Source organism: Novosphingobium sp. Sphag1I (assembly GCF_056279125.1).
Genome location: NZ_JBWBQS010000007.1, coordinates 108,199 through 131,844, shown reverse-complemented (window position 1 = coordinate 131,844; position 23,646 = coordinate 108,199). Strand labels below are relative to the sequence as shown.

Below are 23,646 nucleotides of genomic sequence, written 5' to 3'. Positions count from 1 at the left end.
ACCTTGTTCAAAACATGGCAAGGGCGCAATTGTCCAAATTTAAAGCCTCTCGAGAACCGCATCACCAATCGCGCTGGTCGATGCGTCGCCGCCCAGATCGCCGCCGCGAATGCCGTCGGCCAGCGTCTTGGCCACCGCCGCTTCAATCCGCGCAGCTTCCGCCTCCAGCCCCAGCGAGTGGCGCAGCAACATGGCGGCCGAGAGGATCGTCGCCATCGGGTTGGCCTTGTTCTGGCCCGCAATGTCCGGGGCGCTGCCGTGGATGGGTTCATACAGGCCGACGGTGCCATATTCGGTCTGACGCGTACCCAGCGAGGCCGAGGCGAGCAGGCCGATCGAACCCACGCACATGCTGGCCTGATCCGACAGGATATCGCCGAACAGATTGCCGGTGACGATCACGTCGAATTGACCGGGCGATTTCACCAACTGCATCGCGGCATTGTCGACATACATGTGCGACAGCTCGACATCGGGATATTCGGCCGAAACCTCGATCACCACATCGCGCCACAACTGGCTGGTTTCCAGCACATTGGCCTTGTCCACGCTGCACAGCTTGCCCTTGCGGCCCTGCGCGGCCTTGAAACCGGCGTGGGCGATGCGGCGCACTTCATCCTCGGCATAGGACATCATGTCCCAGCCCTGACGGCGGCCATCCTCAAGGGTACGCATGCCCTTTTCGCCGAAATAGACGTCGCCGTTGAGCTCGCGCACGATCAAAAGGTCGATCTGGCTGGCCACTTCGGGACGCAGCGCCGAAAAACCTTCAAGGCCGGGGAAGAGCGTGGCGGGGCGCAGATTGGCGAACAGCGAAAGTTCCTTGCGCAGGCCCAGAATGGCCTGCTCCGGGCGCAGCGCGCGCTCCAGATGGTCGCAGGAAAAATCGCCCACCGCGCCAAACAGGATACCATCCACGCTGCGCGCAATGTCTTTGGTCGCTTCGGGCAGAGGGTGACCATGCTTATAGTAAGCCGCGCCGCCCACGTCGCCTTCGACCATTTCAAGACCGGCAATCGCCAGCTTGTCCAAAACGCGCACGGCCTGTGCCGTCACTTCGGGGCCGATACCGTCACCGGCGAAAACCGCAATCTTCATGGCTCTACCTCTTTCAAGCTGCCATGCGCCCCAGACGCTGGCGCAATATATCGCGCGCCCCCATAACATCGCCGCGCCGATCGGCAAGCAGATAGCGCGAAAGTGCAAGGCCGAGCGCATCGAAACGGGCCAAAACCGCATCCCATGCGCCGCCATCCAGCATCCGTTGGCCATCCGTCCCCGCGCCAAACCGCTCGCCATAGCCCAATTCGCGCAGCAAGAGCGCCTCATAGGCCAACAGCGCCGGCGCCCATCCCCGCGCCGATGGAGCGTGACATATGGCGTCGAGCAAAGCCCGCATCGCATCGTACAGCGCGGGATAGGCATGACGTTCAGGCAAGGATGTCGCCGACAATGCCGTAACCCAGCCAATCGCCGCCGCAGGCAGAGGTTCGGTCAGGAAAGGCGCGCGGCTGACCGCCAATTCTACCTTGGCGGCGGGCATCTGGGACGCGATCCGGGCGCGCAGATCCACGGCCAGCTCATTGCCCGGGATCAGTACCGGGCGCAATTCACGCCCCCGCCCCCCCGCGACATAGGCCGCCACAATCCCGTGATCGGCGGTCAGCAGGCGCGCAATGACGCCCACCTCTCCATGCGGGCGGGCGGAACATAAAATGGCATGGGCGCGAATATGCATCGCGCCGGGCTAGAGCAAAATCCCGCCCCACGCAAAACATGGCCTTCTGTTCATCTGCCCGCAATCTTTTAACGGGCAGGCATGCTATGGGGAGGGCTTCGCATTGGTCCGGGATGAAATATGCGCAACAGATTGACTTTGATGGCCGCGGCGCTCTTGGTCGCGCCCTTGATGGCTGCTTCACCCGCCATGGCCCAAATGGGCGGCATGGGGGGAATGGGCGGCATGGGCGGCGGAGGCATGGGTGGCATGGGCGGTGGCGGCGGCCGTCGCGGCGGTGACATCGGCGGCCCCGGCGACATGAGCCCCCCGCGTGGCGGCCCCAAGGACATGAAGCCCATCGCGCTCAAGAAATATGAGGCGGCGGTGGAATCCATGTTCCGCGTGGCGGACGCCAACAAAGATGGCATGGTCACCATGGCCGAATTTGAAAGCGTGATTACGGGCCGCCGCAACGCGCTGATCCACAAACGCTTTGTCGAGGTGGACGCCAACCACGACGGCCGCATTGACGAGGCCGAATTCATCGCATGGGAAAGCCGCAAGAGCAGCGCGGAAATCGCCGAGGATGGCGGTGAATTCGCCGAAATCGTGCCCGACGCCATCTTCCCCGATCTGGGCGAAGGCGAGCGCGACATGGCGCTGCGCATGGCGGTCGAACCGTTGGGGCCGGTGGCAATTGCCAAAGCCAATGTCGATTATGACGCCGGGATCAGCCTTGCCGAATTGCAGGCCTATGAACGCGCCCGTTTCGACAAGGCCGACACCAACAAGGACCTGTTCCTGAGCCGCGAGGAAATCGAGGCGATGCGTGGCGGTCGCGGCGGCGGGATGCCTCCGATGGGCGGCGGGCGTCGCGGCGGCGGACAAGATGGCCCTCCGCCGGGCGGAATGCCCCCGATGGGCGGCGGCAATTAAATCCGATCAGGCGCCGGGAGGGAAACCTTCCGGCGTTTATCGTTTGAAAGGAAGGGCCCGACGCTCGACCAGCGATCGCCACAGCCATTCCAGCGGACCTTGCCGATAATGCGCCAGCCAAGGCGCACTCAACCCCAGCATCGCGGCCCAGACCAGCAGCACGATGCCCATTTGCCCCGCATGATCGACCCGGCCAAACAGCCCCACCCCCCATCCATAGAAAAGCGCCGCCAGCACGACACTGGTCGCGATGTAGTTGGTAAAGGCCATTTGCCCCGCCGCCACCAGACGTGCGCCCAACCAGCCGCGCAACAAGGCAGGCGCGGCCAGCAGGATCAGCGCATAATAGCACAAAGCCATCAACACATGTTGCGGCGCAGCCCAATTGGCCATCAATTCACCCATGGCCACAGGCGGATAATGGCGCGCCCATGCCCAATGCGTCATCCCCACCGCCATCGGCAGCCCAAGGCCCAGCCCCAGCGCCGCCACGATCCATAACACCCGCCGCGAAACCATGCCTTGCGCAAAGCCGGTGCGATACAGGACCATGCCAATCAGCATCAGGGGCAAAGTCTCCCCAAAACTGGCGAACAGCATGACCAAAGGCCAGCCCGGCGCGTGGACCAGCTTGTCATGCGCCATGGCGACAAAACCCATATGCGCCTGCGCCACATCACCGCGCATCATCACCATACTATCGCCGAGCGCGGTTTTCAGGCCGGAGGCTTCAGCCGCCGTGGCCACGCCCAATCGCACATGATCTTCGGCCAGAACCATCGGCCAACCGCCCAGACCACCCATCACCGCCCAGAGCAGATAGCCCGCCAGCGCGCCGATCAACAGCGCCCGGTTCGAAAACACACATAGCCCCAGCGCGATAAAGCCGCAGGCCGCATAGAGGAACAGAATATCCCCCCACCACAGCAGCACATAATGCAGATAACCAAACAGCAGCAGCCACCCCAGCCGCCGCGCCTGAAGCACCAGCCCGTTGCGCCCCGCGCTTTCCGCCCTTTCGATGAACAGCAGCATCGAGGCGCCGAACATCATCGTGAAAATCGCCCGCATCTTGCCTTCGAACAGGACAAGGATCGCGGCAAAGACCGCCTCGTCCAAGCCTGAGGCCGGCGCATAGGCAAAGCCCGCGCCCTGCGCGATCAGCAGCGTCGGCGTCAAGGTGGCCAAACGCGGCCCAGCAAAGCCCGCGATATTGACCGCGACAATACCCAGAACCGCAAAGCCGCGAACCAGATCCAGCGTGGCGATGCGCTCGCGGCTAACTTGCGTCAAATGTTCAGTCCTTGACCACCATGCAGCCAAGCCCCGCACCCGACAGCTTGCGACAGGCCGCCTGCGCGCCCTCTTCGCTGTAACCGCTGGCCAACAGACGCGTGACCTTGCCAGTGGGCACATTCACGCGCGGGTGACCGGAGATTTCGGGCATGGACTTGACCTTGGCCCACAGCGCGTCGGCATTGCCCGCCACGCCGAATGCGCCCAATTGCAATTTATACGGCCCACCAACCGGGGTTGCCTTGGGCGCAGTCGGCTTGGGGGCAGGCACAGGCTTGGGCGGCGGGGCCATCGTGGCAACCGGCGCCGGAGCGGACCGCGCCTGAACCGCCATGGCCGTGCGCGGCATGGGTGCGGGCGGCAATCCGACGGGCGCGGCGACACTGACACGCGGCGTCGGTTCACGGGGAACAGGCGGCGTCATCGCCCCGGCCATGCCCGTCGGCATGGGACGTGCGGCCACCGGGCGCGTCGGCGCGGGGCCGGTCACCGGCGTATTGGGCGTGCCCAGATCGGCGGCGGCAAACTGGCGCTGGCGATTGGCCTCGACCTGCGCGGCCAATTCGGTGGCCAGCGAAATCGCGCGCTGGCGATCCTCGATCGGCACATATTTGTCCATCTCGGCCAGCGCAGCCTTGGCCTGCGGCAGCCCCGGCGCGCCCGAAGTCGGCTGTGCGGCCAGGCTTTCCAGCGCATAGGCCCGCACCCAATCCTTGTTCACCACGTCGGCGTTGAAATAGGCCAGACCCAGCAGATATTGCGAACGCGGATCGCCCCGGTCCGATGCGGCGCGGATATAGGGCAAGGCGGCGGCATGCTGGCCGCGCTGAAACAGCAGCAGACCGTAATTGTCGCCCGCCTGAAGATGGCCCTGCGATGCCGCCTTGGCATAAAGCATTTCGGCGCGGGTCAGGTCCTGCGGCACCCCGCGGCCCAGCTTATAGGCCTGCGCCAGATTGAATTGCGCATCGGCATCGCCCTTGTCGGACAAGGGTTGCCATTCGCGCACGGCGGCCGGAAAATCGCCACGGGTCCACGCATCGACCCCCGCCTTTACATCGGCCAGCGCCGGGGCGGCAAAGGTTGCAGCCATCACACCCGCCGCCAGCAAACCCTTACGCATCAGAGAGAAACCCATCGTCCGATCCCCTTGGCAACGCATCACGCGCCACCCACGCCTATCCAATGGCCTCTTTGCACAAATTGGCATCGCCTGCCAGCCTGCACCCCGTTGGCCCACTTATGCTTACCACCGAGGTTACTACCTTCTCGTTAACTCAAATTTAGGAACGATCTGCCAGTATTTTCCCCAGAAATCCCACCATGAGGTCGGGATGCGCGGGGCACATAGCCACATGAAAAGATTGCCTTTTCACCTTTGGCACATCGCCACGGATGGCCCTGCGCGCCCGAGTCCCATTCAGGAGCCGACCATGATCGCGCGCCGTCCGCTTGCTCTTCACACCGCTGCTGCCCCGCTCTCGCTGGCTCTGGCCCTGATGGCCGGCACGCTGGCCCAACCGGCCATGGCCCGCACCAAGGTCAAACCGCAGGCGGTCGAAACCGCTCTGGCCAAGGGTCAGGGGGAAAAGGGCGTCGATCTGGCCGAATCGGCGGTGGCCCAATCGCCGCGCGAATCCTCGCTGCGGGCCACGCTGGGCCGCGCCTATCTGAAAAATGGACGGTTCCAATCGGCGGCGACCGCGCTGTCCGATGCGGTATCGCTGGGCGACAATTCGGGCCGCACCTTGCTGGCCCTTGCCCTGTCCCAGATCGGCAGCGGGCAGAATGACGCCGCGCTGCGCACGCTGGAAATGGGCAATAACGTGATTCCCGTGGCCGACCTTGGCCTTGCGCTGGCTCTGGCCGGCGAAGCGGACAAGGGTTCGGTCCTGCTGGCCGACGCCCTGCGCGCCGGGGACAAGAGCGACAAGCTGCGCGCCAATCTGGGCTATGCCTATGCGCTGGCGGGCCGATGGACCGAGGCGCGCACAATCGTGGCCATGGACCTGCCCGCCGACAAGGTGGACGAGCGGATGACCGAATGGGCCGCCATCGCCCGCCCCGAAGCCAGCCGTCAGCGCGTAGCCAGCCTTTTGGGCGTAGGCATGGCCGATGATGCGGGCCAACCAATGCAACTGGCGCTGAACAAGAGTGAAAGCCCGGTGCAGATGGCCTCGGCCGAGCCCGCTCCGATGAGCGCCCCAGTGGTGGCGGCCGCAGCGCCTGCCGCGCCTGCGCCAGAATTGCCGGTCAGCCAGTGGTCCGCCCGCGAATTGCAAAGCCATGATCCCGCGCCCCAGCAGGCCGAATTGCCCGCCATTGCGCAGAGCGAAGCGGTAACGCCCCCCGCCCCGGTTTTCCACGCCATTGCCACGCCCATGCCCGCGCCGCGCGCCGCCGTGATGGCGACGCAAAGCCCTCGCGCCAAGGCCAAGCCTTCAGCGGTCAAGATGGCCTCGGCCAAGCCCGCCAAGGTTGGCGAACCGCGCGGCGCCTCTGGCACGCATGTCATGCAATTGGGCGCGTTTCTGTCGGAAAAGAACGCCTTGCGCGCCAAGAAGGCTTTCCTCGCCCGTGAAAAGTCCTTTGCCGACGCCGATGTGGCCATCACCAAGGCGACGGTCGATCAACGCCAGTTCTGGCGCGTATCGGTCAATGGGTTAAGCGCCAACACCGCGTCGAACAAATGCGCCACCATCCGCAAGAGCGGCGGGGCCTGTTTTGCCCATTCCGGCAATCTGGCCCAATCGGCGGTTCTGGCCATGGTCACGCCCAAGCGCTGATCCGGCCTGCTCCACACAGCAAAAAGGGCTGCTCCCCGCCGGGAACAGCCCTTTTTTGTTGGCCGGAAAGAAGCGCTTACTTCTTGGGCGCAAACGGGTTTTTCGGCATACGCAGCGTCAGGCGCACCGGCACTGCGTTAAAGCCCAGTTCGCGACGGATGCCATTGATCAGATAACGCTGATACGACATCGGCAGATCATCCAGGCGCGTACCGAACAGCACGAAGCTGGGCGGACGGGTCTTGACCTGGGTGATATAGCGCAGCTTGATCCGCTTGCCACCGGGGGCCGGCGGCGGATTGGCGGCCAGTGCATCGTCGAACCAGCGGTTGAGGCCCGCGGTCGGCACGCGCTTGCTCCACGCCGCGCGCAATTCAAAGGCCGCGCTCAACATCTGATCCAGCCCCTTGCCGGTGCGGGCCGACACGCTCATCAGCGGCAGGCCGCGCACCTGCGCCAGACCATCATCCAACGCCGCCTTGATACCGTTGAACAGGCCCGAAGCATCCTCGGCCACGTCCCATTTGTTGATGGCGATCATCAACGCACGGCCTTCTTCCAGAACCATGCTGGCGATCTTGAGATCCTGATGCTCCAGCCCTCGCGTCGCGTCGAGCAGCAGCACCACCACTTCGGCAAAGTCGATGGCGCGGCGCGCGTCGGCCACGGACATACGCTCCAGCTTTTCGACCACCAGCGCCTTTTTGCGCATACCGGCGGTGTCGATCAGACGGACGGGGCGCTCCTCGCCGGTCTTGGGATCGGTCCATTGCCAATCGATGGCGATCGAATCGCGGGTGATCCCGGCCTCCGGCCCGGTCAGCAGGCGATCTTCGCCCAGCAGCGCATTGATCAGCGTCGATTTACCCGCATTCGGGCGACCGACAATCGCCAGCTTGAGCGGGGCGGCATTGACGGCTTCTTCGTCATCGGGATCAAAGGGAGCGAATTCCTCCTCTTCCTCATCCCCTTCAAAGAAAGGCAGCAGCGCCTCGAACAGGTCGCCCATGCCTTCGCCATGTTCGGCGCTGATGGCCACGGGTTCGCCCATGCCAAGGCTGAAGGCTTCGTACAAACCACCCTCACCCGCGCGCCCTTCGGCCTTGTTGGCGCAAAGGATCACCGGCACCGGCTGTTCACGCAACCAACGTGCGATTTCCTCGTCCAGCGGGGTGATACCGGCACGCGCGTCCACCACGAACAGCGCGATATCCGCGCCATCAAGGCTGGCCTCGGTCTGGGCACGCATACGGCCGGGCAGGCTGGATGGATCATCATCCTCCCAACCGGCGGTGTCGACGATGGTAAAATCCAGGCCCAGCAGGCTCGCCTCACCAAAACGGCGGTCGCGAGTCACCCCGGGCTGGTCATCCACCAGCGCGAGCTTCTTACCCACGAGGCGGTTGAACAAAGTTGATTTGCCGACATTGGGTCGGCCAATAATGATAATCTGACGGGACATGGGCAAAGCCATGCTCACAAGATCGCGCTCTTGGCAAGCAAAACGGCGCGGGCAAAGGCGCGGATGGGGCGGCAAATGGCCCGAATTGAGGCGTTTTGGCCGCGTGGGCCTCCAACTTGCGAATCCTATGGTTACCCACTTGGTAACTATGTCCCGCGACCCGGCCCTAACCTGCGCGCCTATAAACATGTCTCATGTCGGGAACGAACCTCATCACACAGCCAGCCAGATCCATGGCAAAGGCTTTGGCCATCGCACTGATGATGGGGCCGATTTTCGGATCGCCCGCCGCCCATGCCGCAGGTCGCACCCCGGCGCCGACGCGCTTTGCCGTGGCCTTTACCGATCTGGCCAGCAAAAATGGCCGGATTGTGCCGCGCAGCCAGAATGTCATCGCAGCCCCCGTCAGCCGCAGCTTCCTGCAATGCGTTCCCTATGCCCGCGAGGTGTCGGGCATCCAGCTTTACGGCGACGCCCATACATGGTGGGAACAGGCCGCCGGTCGTTATCAGCGCGGTTTTTCCCCCCGCGTTGGCGCGGTGATGGCGTTCAAACCCTATGGCGCGATGGTGTTGGGCCATGTCGCAACGGTCAGCCGGATCATCGATTCGCGCCAAATTCTGGTCCGTCACGCGAACTGGAGCCCGCTGGGCGGCGAGCGTGGACAGATTGAGGACAATGTTCTGGCCACCGACGTTTCGCCCCGCAATGACTGGAGCGAAGTGCGCGTGTGGTATCAGCCGCTGGGCGGTCTGGGCACGACTCATTGGCCGGTGGCGGGCTTTATCTACAACAACGGCGCGGCCAAAGCGGTTTCGGGCCGTGGATGGTCCACCGTCAATCACGGCGCGGGCCATGGCTATCTGGGCGACCCCATCGGGGCGATCATCGCGGCCTATTCGCGCCGCTGAATCCAAAAAATTCGAAGTAGCAGTCGATGGGAAAGGTCCGGGCGCAAACCCGGACCTTTTTCGATTCGCGGATCAGGCCGAGATGGTGGGCGCGTTTTCGCCCAGATCTTCGTATGTAGCGCGCCAAAAAATCGCGACAAAAATTCCGCGACAAAAATTAGCCTCGCTCCACCGATGTAGAGGTATTGAAAGTGGAGTTCAGTGCCTTGTCAAAAGCTCTAGCGCAGATGCCCCGCCAGTCAGCAATTGCAGCGGCATTCAAGTGACGATGCAGCCCCTCACCATTGGAGGCGAGACCATCCTCGATAGCATCAGCAATGCGTGACTTTAGAAGCTCACCTTTTAGGCCATGGGCGTAAGCATCATGGACGGCCTTGTGGGCGATTCTGCCCAATGATGGCACGTCCAGATGCAATTCAGCAGTTAAACGGCTGATCATGACATCCATATCGGATAAGGAAAGCTTGCTCATGAGCTTAGGATTTACCAGCTACCTAGCGCCTCGCAACCTACCTAGCCAAAATTTCACGATGTCAAAGAGCTGGATGGATGATTAAGCCTTAAGCGTCGAGGCGGCGGTATAGGTGTCCCCGTAGAACCGCCCGCCCGCCGCGAAATCGCGGGCCAGCATCGCCTGATGCACGGCAATCATGGCGCTGGTTTTAGCCGCCACGCTGGCCCCGGCGATATCGGACAGATCCACCAGATCGAGTTGAACCCGATAGACCGCCGCGCTGGGGGCCTTGTTATAGTTCCCGCTGGCATAGGCCCATGCGGCCCCCACGTTCCACGGGACCAGAACGCCGGAGCCCGGCTTAGTCCCCGCCCAGCCATTTGACACCACCACCGCGACCTGCGGCGTTCCGGGCGTGTTGCTCATGGGCAGACCGTTGCCGCTGATCACCACGCCACCTGCCAAGTTGGCGCTCACCGGGCCAACGCTATGATAATTCGACGACGGCGACACTGACGCGGTGAACATTTGGAATGGCTGCGGTCCGGCGGCGGAAAGCTGCGCCCGCGTGGGACGCGCCCATGCGGTCATCATGACGGCATAGTCCGCCCCGGCATCCGTCTGGGTCAAGAGCCAGTTCGTGAACGCGGCAGAGGACGTCAGTTCAAACGCCGCCGCTGCATTCTGGCCGCCTGCCTGCGTGCTGGCGGTGTGAATGCCGCCCTTGCTCGTCAGTTCATTGGCGAGGAACGATCCGGCCTGATTGATCACGGCAAAATCGCAGTTGGCCAGCGTCTGACCGGACACCGCCGCGCATTGGTCGCGCACGAGATTGGTCAGCGTGGCCCCGTTGGCTGGAACCGCAGCCAAAGGCGCGTAGCCCGCGTCCCACAAAAACATCGTGCTGTCCCACGTGCCTTCGTAGGGATGGAATTTGCCGAAAGGCGCGGTAGTTACTGCCCCGGCGAGCTTGATTGCAGAACCTGTCATTTTACGTCTCCGATTACAGAGTGAGAGTGCCGGTTGACCAGCCGTGGCCGCGATGCCACCGGGCCATGAAATTGCCCGCCAGCGGATAGCCGTAGGCCGAATTGAAATGGACCTGATCGGCGCGCAAGCTGGCGGGAACAATGCCGTTTCCGACATCGATCAGGTCCTGTGATGAGGGCGTCAGGCCCGCATCATCAAGCGCGCCCCGGCTGGTCATATAGCCGATCAGGTTGGCCCAATGATGAGCGCCTACAGCATCAAGGATCAGTTGATTCGTCTCGTCGGTGTATCCGCGCCCCACGCTGCCGATAGTTTCGTCAGTGGTCGGACAAATCGAGATGATGCAGAACCGATCATGCTTGATCCGGTCAATCCCGCGCAGGATGTTGTCACGCACCTTCACCCGGTTGACCCGCGTTGACTTATCGTCGTTCCGCCCCGCCCAGATGTAGTGGTAATCCAGCTCATTGCCCTGATACGGATCGCCGTCGAAACGGGTCTGCGGCGGGACCGCCGTGCTAGAACCTGATGCGGATTGACGTCTGACCGTGTATTTGAGCGTGGCCCCGCTGCCATCAAGGTAATGGGTCAGCACCACAGGCTGGCCCGCCAGCAGGCCGGTGATCGACTGCGACCCCTGATTATTGCTAAGCCATCCCGCGCTGTACGCGGTCACATCGACCTCGCTGGTGTTGGCGGGCAGCGTGTTGCCGGTGATCGTCAACAACATCGGGAGGCCACCCTGACGAACCATGATGCTTTCCGACCGCGTTCCGCCGATGGCCGAGGAATAGTACGGCAGGCCAATGGCTGCGGACATGATCGCCGGATAGGAGTTTGGGCCGCCGCCGCTGGCCACCGACATGCTATCGCCGCTAATATACAGCCGCCCCGAAGGCAGTCCCATCTTCGCGGCGGACAGCGCATCCTCAACGCCTTCAAGCGTATTGCCCGAGGGCAGGATGCTCTCCGGTGCCATCGAGGCAACAAAGGTGCCGTCCTTCTTCCAACCGCCCAGAATTTTGCCGGAGTCATCCGTGATCGGCAGCAACCAACCCGATGTGGTGTCGTCAATCGGGGTAATATCGAGGGAAGTGGGCAACAGCCCGGCCAGTGAGCGCGGCAGGATCGAGGCGGCATTGAGGCTGGCCACCAGCGTCCCATCCGACTTCCACCCACCGAGCAGTACGTTGAGTTGGTCTACGATAGGAAGCATCCACCCGCCGTTCGTGGTCGGATCGATGTCATAGATCTGCATCAGGCCTTTCTGGCTGGGCAGGATCGAATCGGCGGTAAGCGCCATTTTCCACTTGCCGGTGGCGCGTTCAACAAGCGCGAGGATGTAGCCATTAGCCGACACAATCGCATGCGAATAGGTGTAGTCCTGATAATCAACGACCCGCAAATCGCCGATGCGCCCGACAATATCGGTCTGCGCCGCCAGCGCTGCGGCGGCCGCAGTGTCAGTGGCAGCACGATCCAGCGCAGTCTGAGCGCGATCAGCACTGGCCGCTTCGGCGCTATCTCCCGCCAGTCCCTGCGCTGTTTCCGCCGCCTCTTTCGCGGCATCCACACCGGCCACCTGATCGGCAATCTGTTGGGTCGCCTCGGTCATTTCGGCCAGCGTTGCATAGCCATTGTCGGTCAACACTTCCGACAGGATCGGCTCGATGGCCTCCTTAAAGGCCGTCCGGTCATCCCCTTCAAGACTTTCAATCGGCTTGGTCATATTAGCCCCCAATCGTCAAAATTTCGCCGCCAAGCGACAGCGGTTCGCCACTCAGCGTCATCACCGGAAGCGGCATCGGCTCCACGATGCCGCTTCCGGTGATCCAATCCTCGATCTGCATGTCCCACCGCGTTTGCGCCGGATTACGCCGCTCGTTGGGCCGCAGCCCCGTCAGCAACCCATAGTGCAGCCGGGAGCGCAGCCCGGCTGTCCAGTCAGGGTCTTCCACCACCAACAGGCGGCGGCTTTCGCCCCGGTCCATTTGCAGGTCATGGAGATAGTCGGCCTCGTCTTCGGTGAGATCGCCAAGGGTCCATTTATAGGTGGCATAGCGGGCGCCATCGACCACAGCGAAGCCGCCCGAAGGCAGGCGCGAAACCGATCCGGTATCCTTGACGCCGCGCCCGGCGCCCCACTCCTGATTGTATTGCGGTTGCCAGCCAAGCCCTGCCAGCAGGACGCCAATCGATAGCGGATCATTCCCGGCCGGTTGCGTGATCGACAGGCGCAGATAGCGGACCCATACGTCATCACCATGCCAGAAGGCATGGCTGGCAGGCGAGGTACGCCCCGGCCGATCAGGAACGCGCAAAGGACCGGCCGCCTTGATCACTGCGTCGGCATAACCGGCCGCACCGCCGCTGATCGTCCAGACGGCATCGACGGCCGGGCGGTAGATCGCGCCAAGAAAGATTGTGTCGATGGCCACCAAAGAGCCGAAATCGACATCAATGGTTGCAGCCGATCCGACCGCGCTGTCCTGCCAGACTTCCTTAGGATCGGGGCGCAGCAGATTAGCCACACCCGTGCCGCGCGATGCCCCGACATTGGCGATGCCGGTAGGCGGACAGATCAGGATATTGGCCATCTCAAAGCCTCCTAAGAACCGTGACCTTGGACAGGCCGGTGGCGCGGTTGTCCTCCGCGCCGATCACAAACACGTCCACGCCCGCATCATAGCCAAGCTGCTCAATCGTGATGGTGATGACCCGCCCAAGATAAGCCGCGAACTGCCCCACCAGCGTATGAACGTCGGTCACCAGCGGACCGCCCAAAAAGGCCAGATGGCGGTCCGCCTCGGCCTCGGCATCGGCGCGCTGCACGATGGTTGTAATGCGCTCTGCCCGCTGGGCTGTGCTTCCCCAGCGGGACACCAAGTCTGCATCCTCGCGCAGCGTGTAGAGCGCGGCCGACTGGAGCCATTGGGCATAGAGAGGATCGACCGTCGTCATGCCTGCTGTCCGGTGCCCGGCATGGTCGGCCAGATCACGTCGGCCGGACTGGCTGCCTCGGTCAGATCGCGCAGCGCCTGCCGATAGGGCACCCAAGCATCGCGGGTAGACTCGGCCACATCGGGCAGTTGCGTCCAGTCGCATTCGGACAGCAGCTGATCGCGGCGGCGCCGAACATCCATCCATTGCCGCTCAACGGAGGGCGGAACCGCGCTGATGCTTTGCCCATCCGCCGCGATCAGCCATTCGCCCGGCCCGTCCACCGGCAACGCTACCTCGCCATCATCGAGATGAATTTCGACGCGTTCGATGCCGCGCCCGGTCAGCAGCAGGCGGGGCGTCCGGCCGGGCATGCCAACGGCAAACAGGCTCATTTATACCTCCGAATGGTAACGAGAGAGGCTTTGCCCGCCAGCATGGCCAGCGTGCTGTCAGAACTGCGCCAGCGGAATTTGACGGCATACGTCCCGGCCGTGACCGTGGCCCGGCCGGAGAGCGCGATACTGTCCGAAATCGCCCCGGTGCCGCCTTCGGTATAAAAGGCCTCGGTCCCGTCGATGGTGATCTGTGCAGCCCAATCCCGCCCGCCCGAATAATACCACTGCTTGGCGGCTACGAGCGCCACGATGTCACCATCATAGGCCATGTTGACGGTGAGCGAGATCACATCATGATAGTCCCCCGCATTGGAGCCGGAGAACGATGATCCGTTGTAGGCCTGCATGACCTCGGTCACGCCATCGGCCACGATAGCGGGAGTGCTGACCTGATTTGTCGCAACCCCGCCGCCCTCGGCCACGGTCGATGCAACGTCATCGCCGGTAGGGATGCCAGCGCCGCCGCTGATCCCTGTCCATGTTGCCGTGGTGGCCGCGACGGCCGCTGCGTCGGATGCCTCGGCCGCATCGGCCGCCGCATTGTCCGCGAGCAGCTTGGCCTTGGCGCTGATCGCATTGAGCAGGATCTGCCGGGCGGCATACACATCGGCAAACTTGCCCCGAAAGGTGGGGCCGACGATATCGGTGTTGCCGGTCAGATTGGACCATAGATAGGGCGTCGTCAGGCCTGACAGATACGTCGTCAGCGCATCGAGCGCGTCGTCATAATTGGTGCGCTCGGTTGTGATGCCATAGGCCGATGCCTGCCCGTCGATCCCGCCATGCTCAGTCACCAGCACATTGTAATTCAGCACCACCTGCGGCTTTTCGCCGGGCGTCAGCACATTGTCGGACGCGATATCGGCAAGGCCCGCATTGGCCAGATTGGCGGCGGCCTGCGCCGTGGCGGCCGCACTGGCGGCATCGCTGGCGGCGGTGGCCAGATCGCCCAAGGTCTCGGCCAAACCAGAGCCGTCTTCGAACGCAACATCGCTGACCAGGACAATGGCCGCCAGCGATCCGCGCGCCTGTTTGTGTTCATTGCGCCGATAGCCGAGACGGCGCGAGGAAACCGGGCGATAGGACGCGCTGCGCGTCACCGCATGGCTCTGAACCGACAGGGACGACGCGCCCCATTCCCAGCGCCGCAGTTCGATCTGCCCCTCTCCATTGAGCACCCAGACAATCGAAACCGAACCGAGCAGCTGATCGAGCATTGCGGAGACCGTGGTGCTTTCATCGGCCGCGATCCAGCCAACCGGCGCCGGTCGATCCGTGTCGGCCGAGGCGATGGCGCCAGCGGCAAAGGCCGGGCCTGCCACCGCTGCCACCAGCCTCGAGGCGATGCCCGCTGCCGTCTCGACATAGCCGCCTTCGGTCTCGCCCTCGATGTCGGCCGTCAGGTCTCCGGCAGGCTGGGTCCACCAGCGGACGCAGGCCAGCGAGGGGCAGACAATTCCGCCACCGGCAGGCACGACCGCCGCCTGAAGCGCGGCAAAGGTGGCCTCGGCCGTGCCCGCCCAAGCCAGCACCGTCAGCGGCCCGGCCGCGCCCTTGTCGCGCACGGCCGTGATCGCCTGAAGGTGGCGCAGCGGATCGGCAAACGCATAGATATTGTGAACGGCATCGAGCGGCTCACCCAGCACATTGAACACACGGCCCCAGATGCGGCGCTTGATGGTGCCCGCCCAATCGGCCGGGCCATCAAGGCCGCCCGTGCCCCCGAACCGATCCGTCAGCAGCGGCTTTTTCAGGTCGGCCGCCGGATCGGCCATGGAGATTTTCAGCCTGCCGCCATCCTCGACCACGGCGGTCAAAACCTTGCCCGAAAGCGCGATGGGCGGCAGGCTTCCCTCCGGCCCGATGCGGATCGTGATCGGCGCATCCGCCCACACAAGCCCGGCCAGATCGGCCAGATCGGCGCGGTTGGTTGTGCCCCAGACGATCTCGGCCGCCTGCGCAACGCCGCCCGTGCCAAGGTCTGTGCCGTCAAAAGTCAGGCTGGTGATGATGGTGGGCGCGCCCGTAATCCCTGCCATCCAATGCCCACCGGCATAGAAATAGGGATAGGCCGCGCCGCCGCCTGCAAGGCGCACCGTGCGCACGGCGCCGTCGCTGGCCTGCCTCGGCTCGGCTTCGACAAGATAGAGCAGCGCGGCCATCAGCTCGTCTTCGCCAGATCGGCCAGAGCCGAGGAGGAAACATAGCCGCTGTCCACCAGCTGCTTCAGGTAATCGACGGTCATCCCGAGCGCCGAAGCAATCCGCGCCAGTTGATCGTTGGCCTCGTCCAGCGCGCTGTTCGTCTGCGCCTGCGCCGTGGCCATGGCCGCCGCATCGCTGATCCGCTGGTTGGCGGCCGTGATCGCATCGCGCGCCACATCGGCAATCATCGCGCGGTCGGCCTGATACTGCGCCGTCGTGCCGAACGCCTCTTTGCTGACCGTGTTAAGCTGTTCGAGCAGCTTGGCCAGCGTATCCGACGCGCCATCCTTGCCCGCCGCCACATCGGCCTTGGCCGTGGTGATCTTGGCAAGGATCGCCGCGCGCTGATCCACTGCCGAGCCTTCAAACAGGGCGCCGGAGGACATTTCGTCGAGGATCTGCTGAAGCGAGCCGACCTGATCATCCAGCAGCTTCTTGGTCAGCGCGGCGCGGGCCTCGGCATTGGTCTTTTCGGTGGCGACCATGTCAAAGCCGTACTGCTTGGCGATGCGGAGGCGCTCGGCCGCCGTCTGCTCATCCTCGCGGAAAGCCTTTTGCAGCTGCGCGCCGATGCCGCCGATCGCAAGCTCGACCTCCTGAACCTTCAGCGCTTCGGTAACCGCGACCTCAATATTCGAACTGCTGCTCAGAGCCTTCTGAACGGCCTTTGAGAGGCCCCTGATCGCCCCGTCCGCAATCGCATTCTGGATCGCAACCAAAACCGCCGTGGCCTGATCGGTGCCGTCATAGAGGATGTCCGACCCGGCCGTGTTGGGATAATACTTGTCGCCAACCCGCGAAGAGCCGGAGGCCGAGACGCGGTAATAGTCCTTGTATTGGCCGATGCTGACTGCAAAGTCGCCCACAGTGGCGTTGAACTTGTTCGCCACCGCCTGAAGCGAAGACCCGATGCTGTTACCCATATTGGTCAGCCCGGCGCTGACCTCCTGAGTGCTGGCGGTGGTGCTGGCCTTATCAACCCCGGTGATAACCGTAGTGCCTGCCTTCGTCGGGGTGAACAGGCCGCCAAGCATTCCGCCAAGCACACCGCCCACGATGCTCCCCAGCGGCCCGGCAAAGCTGCCGAGGCTGGACCCCAACCCCTTGGAAATGGCCTCAAGCCCGGCAGGCAGGAACTTCTTGCCCATCTCCTGACCGATGGCGCCGCCAATCGTCCCGCCAATGCCGCTGCCCGCGCCGCCGCCATTGATCAGACGTGACGCCGTGCCGCCAAGCAAGCCGCCCTGAACCGCATCCGGCAGCGCCGTTTCAAGCTTGGTGAAAAGCGGCTTCAGGCCCTTGGTAAGGCCATCGGGAATGTTGACCCCGAGGCCGCGAAACAGCGAACTGGTGAGGCTGATAAGAGGGCTGGCCAGCCCGGCAACTTCGCTGGATTTCGAGCGGCGCCCGGTTGCAACAATCTCCTCACCAGTCGTAACCGGCACACCATTGTCATTGGCCGCCGCCTTTGCGAATGCGCCATTGAGGAAATCGACCAACGGATCAGCGCTGACAAGATCCGCCTGAGACGGGACGCCGCTGCCACCACTGATCTTGGCCGATGCCGCCGCGACGATATCGCCGAAATCCGTGACCTTTTGCCCAGCGACATCTGTAGCGGCCCGGAAATTCCGCGTGGCCTCGTCCTCAAACGCGCGCAGGCTGTCGCCGAACATGCTTTCGACAATGCGCTGCGACATGACGTTGACGTAACCATTGCCGATGGATGCGATGATCTTGTCGAAAGACCCGCGCCCCTTGAGCGTATCGGCCACAGCCTCGTTAAGGGTAGTGCGCAGGTTCGTTGCAACGGATACGGTGGCTTGGATCAAAGCCTGCTGATCGCGCAGCACTCGCGCGTTCAACTGGTTCGCCCGCACGATCTCCAAAATTTGCGCGGCTTGACCTTCGGAGAGTGGCTGCTGCCGTTTCTGGAGATCGAGAATGACGCGCAATGCTTCGGCTTCACCCTGCCGCCCGGCAAGGATCAGCTTATTGATCGAAGCCTGTTCGGCCTGCGCCTCGACATAATCGCGGAATGGCTTGGTGAGGCCGGTTTCAATCAGCGCACGCGCTGCCTCGATCTGCGAGGTCAGCCCCGGCAGATCGATCAGGTTACCGTTCTTGCCCTTAGCTTTGGCGACAATGTCGCGCTGGATGGCGTCCAGATCCAGCAAGGCGGCATTCGCCTTCTGAACGGCCGTCGGCATCTCGGCAAATTGATTGGCGATCTTTGCAATGCGGCCAGCTTCATCTTCGCTGAACTTGGCAACGGCAGCGCTGTTATCGGTCGTTTTCCGAGTACGATGGCTTTTACGCTCTGCGTCGACTTCTGCCTTTTCCTGCTCGGCATAAACCTTGATCTGCTGCTGCAGCTTTTCACCGACGAGACCCTCCGCAACTGCGCGCTTGCGAACAAGTTCGATAAGGCCGCCAGCACCTTCATACTTGCGCTTGATAACCTCAACCGGATCGGCGAGCTTTTTGCCTTCTTCGACATCAAGCTGACTTTGCGCGCGCAACAGGCTTTGAGCAGCGATAATGCCAGCCCCATGCTGCTCATTGAGCAGGTTTTGCAGCGCAGCCAGACGATTGGAACTGACGCCAACAGCAAGGTCAGCCAGATCGCCACGCGGCCCGACCTGCTGGGTACGGATTTTGTCCAGCTTCTCCTGAGCAATGGCCTGCTCGATCAATGCCGCCGTGGCATTGCGGATATTCTTGGCTCTTTCCCAATTCAGGATTGCGTCATTGCGCGCCAGTTCCGCAGCCGAACGGAGGGACTTCTCGACCTTATCCAGCGCTTCCTTCTGGTCGAGAATGGCTTGGGTGACACCCTGCTCGGATACTGCAAACAGCTTCTTGGCTTGAGCCGCAAGGCGGGTTTCTTCCGCATTCTTCTGAAGTTTTTCCATTTCCTCCTGAGCAGCATTGCCGCTCTTCAGGAAATTCTCCGCAAGGTTCAAAAGGGCGCTGGCGGCAACAATCGCAATCGTGCCAGACGTGGTCATGAAGAACGCGCCGAACCGGGCATACTTGCCTTCGGTCTGGGACAGAGCGTCGGCAATCTGCCCGCCCTGTGTTGACAAGATCGTGCCCAAATTGGCGCCGCCCTGCGCCATGACGGCCACGTCCTGCATTTGACGGCCAATGTTGGTATAAGCCGCCGCCGCCTTCCTACTCTGGCCCTCCGTGCCCTCGGCAGCATCGCCAGCGCCAGCTACGGCTTTTGCATTATCCTGCAATTCCTTGCGCGCCAAAGCCAAAGCGCTGGCATATTCCCGCTCGGTAATGATGCCCTTTTCGAGCAGCAGTTCCGCAGCATCCAACTGCTGGTTGAAACGCTGTTGCGCGGCATACATCGGATCGATAGCCGAGCGCAGTTGGCCCGCCATGCTGGCATACTGCTGGGCATCGGCCGCCGCCTTGCGCAGAGCGGCGGCATTATCATTGGCCGCCGCCACTGCCATGCGCTCTGCCGCAGCCTGCGCATTCGAGGCATCGGCGCGTTCGCGCGATGCATTGGCTGCGGCCGCCAGCGCACCAATGCCCTGATTGGTCGCGGCCGTATTGGCAATGATCGCCTGCATCGCCGTCTGCAAGGCCGCGTTCGACTGGCGGAACGCCTCCACCAGTTCGTCATTGGCGGCGGCAGTGGCTTCGGTGGCAGCCGTCAGCGCCCCGGCCGATGCGGCGGCGGCCTGATTGGCCGTGGCCATACCCGCCAATTCCCCGCGCATGCCCTGCATCTGGCCAACAAAGCCGCTGCCGTCCATTTTGACGCGAACGCCGATTTCGACAACATTGCCGCCGCTCATTTCGCTTGCCTCTCAGCCAGCGCATCGAGCGCGGCATGCTCCATCACCCGCAGATCGCGGAACAGCGCCGGGGTCATTTCCGTGCCCATCATCTGGGCAGTGTTGGGGATGACATTGTAATCCAGCCCAAGGCGGCGGCCGGACATAGCGCACCAGCGCCATTGGGTGCCCAGCGCGATAAACAGGCTGAACGCACCATATTCATCGGGGCAGATTTCAATCTCGCCCGGCGCCGCCACCGTGCCTGCCAGACGCTTTTGCATCCATTCGGGCATGACAGCAGCTTGGGTCATCGGATCAGACATCCTGCGCGTGGCGCCGCCGCGCCCGGTGATCCAAGCGCGCGCGGCGGCTTTCAGTTTCCCGCCCGGATCTCGGGCGTGGCATTGCGACAATTGATGTAGGCCCGGCCCACCGCACCCGAGACGCCCGGCTGACGAAGCAGGAGGCGGAAGGTTTCCTCGCTGTAAGGCAGAGCTTCGCCGTTTTCGGAGGCAACGCCGCGCCAGTCGCGGACAATCGGAGCCAGCAGGCGCGCGGCCAGAACACTGGGGGCCTCCGGTGCCTTGCCGGACGCGGCAGCCTCAGCAACGGCAGGATTAGCCAAGGCCGCCGTATCGGTCAGCTTGACCATAAATTCCGGGAATTCGTCCTCGTCCAGAATGCGGAAGCGCAGTTCGATCTTGTTTTCGATCACCGCGCCATCCTCGGACACGCCGGGGAAGGTGACGGGCCACCACGCGAGGCGCTCATTAACGATACGAAACATGGGCAATCTCCAAAGGGTGCAGGCGGGTGATCACGGCCCCGCCTGCTGTCATGCGGGGCGTGCGCTTCAGCCAGACCGTGATCTCCGGCATCGCGCTCAAATGCCCCTCTCGGGGGTGGTTATTTCGCGGTGATCTGCAGGTCGGCCGCGCCGCCGCTGATCGTGTGGAGCAATTCGACCGTCCACATGACGATGTCGTTTTCCTTGCTCTCGGTGATGTTGGTGATCTGTGCCTTGGCGGCCGATACCTCGACGATATTGCCCGCCACCGTGCCATGGATCAGATCCACGGCGATCAAGGCGCCCTGACGCAGCTTGGAAATGTAATCCTTGGTCGCCACGTCCACCGCCTCGATCACCACGGTCGATTTGGTCGAATGGTTGCCCCGGCGCACCGAGCGGCTTCCCACCAGATTACGCATGGCAACCGACACACCGCCATCGATCTTCCACGACTTCATTTTGGCAGCATAGCCGTCCAGCGTGAAATCGGTGTTCGCGTCATTGACTTCGAGCGGTTGCTGCCAGCGGGTCAACGTCACTGCGCCCGGCGCCGTCTTGTCGAACGGGGTGGCGGCCGGGACGAGACCCGTCCAGTTCAACGAAATAAACGGGTAGGCCCCGGCCGAGAAGTCCATCGAGAATGTGCCGACGCAGCCCAGCGCCTTGCGCCGCTGATCCGACAGGAAATCATAATGAGTGAGCGAGGACATCGTACCCGGCGCGGCAAAGGCCTGCTTGGCATCGGTCAGAGCCGTCAGCGCCGCCGCTGCCATGCCGCAACCTTCGAGCAGTTCCATCCACGCCGGGGCGGTGCCTGCTGCGCCCGAACCGGCGATCTCCACCTCATAGGAAAAGGTGCGGCGCTCATTGCTGGGCATGCTGGGCTGCTCGCCATAGGTGCCGCTATCGAGATTGCGGCCCACCTGATCGACATCGACCGGCTTGCCCTGATAATTGCGGGTCATGATGCCATTGGCCAACACTGTCGGCACGGCATCGGTGCCGTAGGTCGTTTCCTTCTTGGCGAGGACCACCGCCACCCAATCAACCATTCTTGCTCTCCGCGCTGGCCGAGCCGGTGGCATCGGCAGGTTTTTCCGCAGCGGCCTTCAGCGCATCCCACGCCGCAGGGTCCACATTCGGGTCAGGGAGGCCCAATTCCAGCAGCATGCCAACGCGCGCCGGGCCATTCAGCGGCAGGCCGAAACCATCCAGTTCACGCCCGGCCGCATCGGTCTGACGCGGCTGGGTCGCCTCGCTCCGTACCTCCTGTACCGCCTTGATTTTCGTCATTGACTTACCTTCCTGATGTGCCGAGAAGTGGTAAACGACATTGCCCAGAGGACTTGACGTCCCTGCGCGGACACCAAGCGCTCACCCGCGAATTCGCAGGGCTTTGAGGCTTCCGGGTGCTGCCATCCCAAAAGCGCTTCCATCACCTTCTTGGTATTTTCCTGCAGGGCTTCGGATGTTCCCCCGACACGGCGCACCGCCTCCAGCACCAAGACTACCGAAAAGGTCTCGGTCACCTTCTGGTCAATCGCGCCAGCACCCAGCGAATTGGGGCTGGCGCCGCCGCGCTCCGGCACAATGAAAAGCGCCGGGCTGACACGCGGCGCTTCAGCCAGAGACACCATTTCGAGCAGGCCCTCGACATGGGCGAAACCGGCATCCTTCAGACGGGCAATTGTCGGTTCAAAAGAGATCATGCTGTGCTGGCTCCAAACAGGCCGCGCAGCCAGTTGCCCATCACATCCTCAACCGTTTCCTGCTCGGCCGGGCCGAAACCAAGAAACTGGCGCTTGGGCATGACAACCTGCGCGACAACGCGCCCGCCAAAAGACAGGGCGGCTTTTTCCTTGGGGCGGATCACGCCGCCCTCATTGTGAATGCGGCCATATTTGCCGGGGCCGCCGCTGGGCAGCAGGCCAACCTGCGCAAAGTCAGACCCGAAATCCTGCACGATCTGGTTTTCCAGCGCGCCGGTCAGATGCAGCACCTTGCGGGATGCATCCCCGTTTTCATCCTTGCCGGTTTCCCCCCATCGCTTGGCCCAAGGGACGCCCTGCGGGTCTTTCTCCTGGTCAAACCGCTCATGGACATGGTCGAGCCATTCCTCCGCGATCTCGCCCATCGGGCGGCGCATATCGCGGGCTTCATTGATGGCGCGCGCGATCATCGCATCCAGTTCGGCGCTGTCGAGCTCGATGGTATAGCCGATGCCGCTCATCAGTAGCCCTGCAGCCCATCGGGATAGGCCCGGCGCCCCGGCGCGATCAGGATCGGGTTTTCCGAAACAGCCGGTGCCGGTTGCGTCGTCAGCGGCAATTGCACCGCCCCGGACTGGATGCGCTCGAGCAGGCGCGTCGTTGCCTTGGCCTGTTCCGCTACACCATCGGGAGCGCCGGAGGGATAGAGCGCCGCGCGCGCCAGATCCGTCACAAACTTTTTAACGACCAGCGGTGGATCGAGCAGCGGCACCATATAGCGCGAGGCGAAATAGGTATCGACCAGCGCCTGCGCATCGATCAGCGCATTGACCAGCATATCCCGGTCGATGCGGCCATCGCCAATCCCGTCGGTGGCGCGGATCACTTCGGGCAGGCCGACGCGGGTAACAAATTCCATGATGGTCACGTAGCCGGCACCGCCATCGGGCATCGCCCATGCGCCGTCGATCACGGTCACGTCCAGTTCGGCCTCGGCAATCTCACCCGCCGCATTACTGACGCGCACCGTCACCAGATAGTGCTCGCCATCGGTGCCCCCGGCCAGATCGGCCACCACCGCGCCCGCCTCGATCCCGGCCGAGGCCGTCATCATGGCCGAGCCGGGGACAAGGCCGCGCGAGTCTACGCTCACGCTGTCCACCGCCGCAGGTAAAGGCAGCGCCGCCACCCGGATCGGGTAGCGGCGCACTTCGGCAGGCTGTTTCAGGATGGTTTCAACCGCCATGCAT

At 63.2% G+C, this 23,646-nt stretch carries 23 protein-coding genes; 3 read left to right on the top strand and 20 right to left on the bottom strand.

Translation table 11 applies throughout. The features are described from left to right. Window positions 1–39: 39 nt before the first annotated feature. Together leuB and recO are read right to left on the bottom strand one after the other, a co-directional pair. Window positions 40–1,098: a 3-isopropylmalate dehydrogenase gene (gene leuB, locus ACZ9HU_RS10130; protein WP_476104673.1), complete on the bottom strand. Its 1,059-nt coding sequence runs from the start codon at window positions 1,096–1,098 to the stop codon at window positions 40–42. 13 nt (window positions 1,099–1,111) lie between these two features. Then, entirely contained in the window at window positions 1,112–1,738 is a 627-nt protein-coding gene (recO, locus tag ACZ9HU_RS10125; RefSeq protein ID WP_476104671.1) for a DNA repair protein RecO, read from the bottom strand. 120 nt (window positions 1,739–1,858) lie between these two features. Between recO and ACZ9HU_RS10120 the strand changes: the two genes are divergently transcribed. Next, window positions 1,859–2,656 (top strand): EF-hand domain-containing protein, encoded by a 798-nt coding sequence (locus tag ACZ9HU_RS10120; protein WP_476104670.1) that lies wholly within the window; start codon window positions 1,859–1,861, stop codon window positions 2,654–2,656. Between the two features lie 36 nt (window positions 2,657–2,692). Here the strand turns inward: ACZ9HU_RS10120 and ACZ9HU_RS10115 are convergent, their stop codons facing one another. Together ACZ9HU_RS10115 and ACZ9HU_RS10110 are read right to left on the bottom strand one after the other, a co-directional pair. After that, complete coding sequence (locus tag ACZ9HU_RS10115) at window positions 2,693–3,949, bottom strand: DUF418 domain-containing protein (RefSeq protein WP_476104669.1); 1,257 nt, start codon at window positions 3,947–3,949, stop codon at window positions 2,693–2,695. 4 nt (window positions 3,950–3,953) lie between these two features. Beyond that, complete coding sequence (locus ACZ9HU_RS10110; RefSeq protein WP_476104668.1) at window positions 3,954–5,075, bottom strand: SPOR domain-containing protein; 1,122 nt, start codon at window positions 5,073–5,075, stop codon at window positions 3,954–3,956. A 310-nt stretch (window positions 5,076–5,385) separates the two neighbouring features. Here ACZ9HU_RS10110 and ACZ9HU_RS10105 point away from each other — a divergent pair, with 310 nt between their 5' ends. Next, window positions 5,386–6,738 (top strand): SPOR domain-containing protein, encoded by a 1,353-nt coding sequence (locus ACZ9HU_RS10105; RefSeq protein WP_476104667.1) that lies wholly within the window; start codon window positions 5,386–5,388, stop codon window positions 6,736–6,738. Between the two features lie 76 nt (window positions 6,739–6,814). Here ACZ9HU_RS10105 and der read toward each other — a convergent pair whose 3' ends face one another. Beyond that, window positions 6,815–8,200, bottom strand: a complete 1,386-nt coding sequence (gene der, locus ACZ9HU_RS10100; RefSeq protein WP_476104666.1) for a ribosome biogenesis GTPase Der — start codon at window positions 8,198–8,200, stop codon at window positions 6,815–6,817. Window positions 8,201–8,433: 233 nt separating this feature from the next. Here der and ACZ9HU_RS10095 point away from each other — a divergent pair, with 233 nt between their 5' ends. Next, window positions 8,434–9,111, top strand: a complete 678-nt coding sequence (locus ACZ9HU_RS10095) for a CHAP domain-containing protein (protein ID WP_476104665.1) — start codon at window positions 8,434–8,436, stop codon at window positions 9,109–9,111. Between the two features lie 157 nt (window positions 9,112–9,268). Here the strand turns inward: ACZ9HU_RS10095 and ACZ9HU_RS10090 are convergent, their stop codons facing one another. The 15 genes from ACZ9HU_RS10090 to ACZ9HU_RS10020 all read right to left on the bottom strand — a co-directional run bounded on the left by ACZ9HU_RS10090 (window position 9,269) and on the right by ACZ9HU_RS10020 (window position 23,642). Continuing rightward, a complete protein-coding gene (locus ACZ9HU_RS10090; RefSeq protein ID WP_476104664.1) occupies window positions 9,269–9,583 on the bottom strand; it encodes a hypothetical protein in 315 nt (104 codons plus the stop codon). Between the two features lie 81 nt (window positions 9,584–9,664). Continuing rightward, window positions 9,665–10,555, bottom strand: a complete 891-nt coding sequence (locus ACZ9HU_RS10085) for a hypothetical protein (protein ID WP_476104663.1) — start codon at window positions 10,553–10,555, stop codon at window positions 9,665–9,667. 13 nt (window positions 10,556–10,568) lie between these two features. Then, the gene (locus tag ACZ9HU_RS10080; RefSeq protein WP_476104661.1) at window positions 10,569–12,284 is read right to left on the bottom strand and encodes a hypothetical protein; all 1,716 of its coding nucleotides are present in this window, start codon (window positions 12,282–12,284) and stop codon (window positions 10,569–10,571) included. A 1-nt stretch (window position 12,285) separates the two neighbouring features. Then, on the bottom strand, window positions 12,286–13,152 hold the full coding sequence (locus ACZ9HU_RS10075) for a hypothetical protein (RefSeq protein ID WP_476104659.1): 867 nt from the start codon (window positions 13,150–13,152) through the stop codon (window positions 12,286–12,288). A 1-nt stretch (window position 13,153) separates the two neighbouring features. Further along, a complete protein-coding gene (locus ACZ9HU_RS10070) occupies window positions 13,154–13,516 on the bottom strand; it encodes a hypothetical protein (RefSeq protein ID WP_476104658.1) in 363 nt (120 codons plus the stop codon). Further along, entirely contained in the window at window positions 13,513–13,890 is a 378-nt protein-coding gene (locus ACZ9HU_RS10065; RefSeq protein WP_476104657.1) for a tail fiber assembly protein, read from the bottom strand. Before ACZ9HU_RS10065 ends, ACZ9HU_RS10070 begins: the two co-directional genes overlap by 4 nt. Then, window positions 13,887–16,055 (bottom strand): hypothetical protein, encoded by a 2,169-nt coding sequence (locus ACZ9HU_RS10060; protein WP_476104655.1) that lies wholly within the window; start codon window positions 16,053–16,055, stop codon window positions 13,887–13,889. Before ACZ9HU_RS10060 ends, ACZ9HU_RS10065 begins: the two co-directional genes overlap by 4 nt. Next, the gene (locus ACZ9HU_RS10055; RefSeq protein WP_476104653.1) at window positions 16,055–19,915 is read right to left on the bottom strand and encodes a coiled-coil domain-containing protein; all 3,861 of its coding nucleotides are present in this window, start codon (window positions 19,913–19,915) and stop codon (window positions 16,055–16,057) included. Before ACZ9HU_RS10055 ends, ACZ9HU_RS10060 begins: the two co-directional genes overlap by 1 nt. After that, on the bottom strand, window positions 19,912–20,208 hold the full coding sequence (locus ACZ9HU_RS10050) for a DUF1799 domain-containing protein (protein ID WP_476104652.1): 297 nt from the start codon (window positions 20,206–20,208) through the stop codon (window positions 19,912–19,914). Before ACZ9HU_RS10050 ends, ACZ9HU_RS10055 begins: the two co-directional genes overlap by 4 nt. A 62-nt stretch (window positions 20,209–20,270) precedes the next feature. Further along, a complete protein-coding gene (locus tag ACZ9HU_RS10045) occupies window positions 20,271–20,684 on the bottom strand; it encodes a hypothetical protein (protein WP_476104649.1) in 414 nt (137 codons plus the stop codon). A gap of 119 nt (window positions 20,685–20,803) precedes the next feature. Beyond that, complete coding sequence (locus ACZ9HU_RS10040) at window positions 20,804–21,739, bottom strand: phage tail tube protein (RefSeq protein ID WP_476104648.1); 936 nt, start codon at window positions 21,737–21,739, stop codon at window positions 20,804–20,806. Next, the gene (locus ACZ9HU_RS10035; RefSeq protein ID WP_476104646.1) at window positions 21,732–21,980 is read right to left on the bottom strand and encodes a hypothetical protein; all 249 of its coding nucleotides are present in this window, start codon (window positions 21,978–21,980) and stop codon (window positions 21,732–21,734) included. Before ACZ9HU_RS10035 ends, ACZ9HU_RS10040 begins: the two co-directional genes overlap by 8 nt. Next, on the bottom strand, window positions 21,977–22,396 hold the full coding sequence (locus ACZ9HU_RS10030) for a phage tail terminator protein (protein WP_476104644.1): 420 nt from the start codon (window positions 22,394–22,396) through the stop codon (window positions 21,977–21,979). The genes ACZ9HU_RS10035 and ACZ9HU_RS10030 overlap by 4 nt, the downstream gene beginning before the upstream one ends. Further along, a complete protein-coding gene (locus ACZ9HU_RS10025) occupies window positions 22,393–22,917 on the bottom strand; it encodes a phage virion morphogenesis protein (RefSeq protein ID WP_476104642.1) in 525 nt (174 codons plus the stop codon). Before ACZ9HU_RS10025 ends, ACZ9HU_RS10030 begins: the two co-directional genes overlap by 4 nt. Continuing rightward, a complete protein-coding gene (locus ACZ9HU_RS10020; RefSeq protein ID WP_476104640.1) occupies window positions 22,917–23,642 on the bottom strand; it encodes a phage protein Gp36 family protein in 726 nt (241 codons plus the stop codon). Before ACZ9HU_RS10020 ends, ACZ9HU_RS10025 begins: the two co-directional genes overlap by 1 nt. Window positions 23,643–23,646 lie beyond the last annotated feature (4 nt).

Excerpts from the sequence above, each read along its gene's own strand:
- ACZ9HU_RS10055 (WP_476104653.1), bottom strand. The coding sequence starts at position 19,915 with ATGAGCGGCGGCAATGTTGTCGAAATCGGCGTTCGCGTCAAAATGGAC.
- ACZ9HU_RS10105 (WP_476104667.1), top strand. The coding sequence starts at position 5,386 with ATGATCGCGCGCCGTCCGCTTGCTCTTCACACCGCTGCTGCCCCGCTC.
- der (WP_476104666.1), bottom strand. The coding sequence starts at position 8,200 with ATGTCCCGTCAGATTATCATTATTGGCCGACCCAATGTCGGCAAATCA.
- ACZ9HU_RS10120 (WP_476104670.1), top strand. The coding sequence starts at position 1,859 with ATGCGCAACAGATTGACTTTGATGGCCGCGGCGCTCTTGGTCGCGCCC.
- ACZ9HU_RS10080 (WP_476104661.1), bottom strand. The coding sequence starts at position 12,284 with ATGACCAAGCCGATTGAAAGTCTTGAAGGGGATGACCGGACGGCCTTT.
- ACZ9HU_RS10090 (WP_476104664.1), bottom strand. The coding sequence starts at position 9,583 with ATGAGCAAGCTTTCCTTATCCGATATGGATGTCATGATCAGCCGTTTA.
- ACZ9HU_RS10035 (WP_476104646.1), bottom strand. The coding sequence starts at position 21,980 with ATGACGAAAATCAAGGCGGTACAGGAGGTACGGAGCGAGGCGACCCAG.
- ACZ9HU_RS10050 (WP_476104652.1), bottom strand. The coding sequence starts at position 20,208 with ATGACCCAAGCTGCTGTCATGCCCGAATGGATGCAAAAGCGTCTGGCA.
- ACZ9HU_RS10020 (WP_476104640.1), bottom strand. The coding sequence starts at position 23,642 with ATGGCGGTTGAAACCATCCTGAAACAGCCTGCCGAAGTGCGCCGCTAC.
- ACZ9HU_RS10045 (WP_476104649.1), bottom strand. The coding sequence starts at position 20,684 with ATGTTTCGTATCGTTAATGAGCGCCTCGCGTGGTGGCCCGTCACCTTC.
- ACZ9HU_RS10075 (WP_476104659.1), bottom strand. The coding sequence starts at position 13,152 with ATGGCCAATATCCTGATCTGTCCGCCTACCGGCATCGCCAATGTCGGG.
- ACZ9HU_RS10070 (WP_476104658.1), bottom strand. The coding sequence starts at position 13,516 with ATGACGACGGTCGATCCTCTCTATGCCCAATGGCTCCAGTCGGCCGCG.
- leuB (WP_476104673.1), bottom strand. The coding sequence starts at position 1,098 with ATGAAGATTGCGGTTTTCGCCGGTGACGGTATCGGCCCCGAAGTGACG.
- recO (WP_476104671.1), bottom strand. The coding sequence starts at position 1,738 with ATGCATATTCGCGCCCATGCCATTTTATGTTCCGCCCGCCCGCATGGA.
- ACZ9HU_RS10065 (WP_476104657.1), bottom strand. The coding sequence starts at position 13,890 with ATGAGCCTGTTTGCCGTTGGCATGCCCGGCCGGACGCCCCGCCTGCTG.
- ACZ9HU_RS10040 (WP_476104648.1), bottom strand. The coding sequence starts at position 21,739 with ATGGTTGATTGGGTGGCGGTGGTCCTCGCCAAGAAGGAAACGACCTAC.
- ACZ9HU_RS10060 (WP_476104655.1), bottom strand. The coding sequence starts at position 16,055 with ATGGCCGCGCTGCTCTATCTTGTCGAAGCCGAGCCGAGGCAGGCCAGC.
- ACZ9HU_RS10085 (WP_476104663.1), bottom strand. The coding sequence starts at position 10,555 with ATGACAGGTTCTGCAATCAAGCTCGCCGGGGCAGTAACTACCGCGCCT.
- ACZ9HU_RS10095 (WP_476104665.1), top strand. The coding sequence starts at position 8,434 with ATGGCAAAGGCTTTGGCCATCGCACTGATGATGGGGCCGATTTTCGGA.
- ACZ9HU_RS10110 (WP_476104668.1), bottom strand. The coding sequence starts at position 5,075 with ATGCGTAAGGGTTTGCTGGCGGCGGGTGTGATGGCTGCAACCTTTGCC.
- ACZ9HU_RS10025 (WP_476104642.1), bottom strand. The coding sequence starts at position 22,917 with ATGAGCGGCATCGGCTATACCATCGAGCTCGACAGCGCCGAACTGGAT.
- ACZ9HU_RS10030 (WP_476104644.1), bottom strand. The coding sequence starts at position 22,396 with ATGATCTCTTTTGAACCGACAATTGCCCGTCTGAAGGATGCCGGTTTC.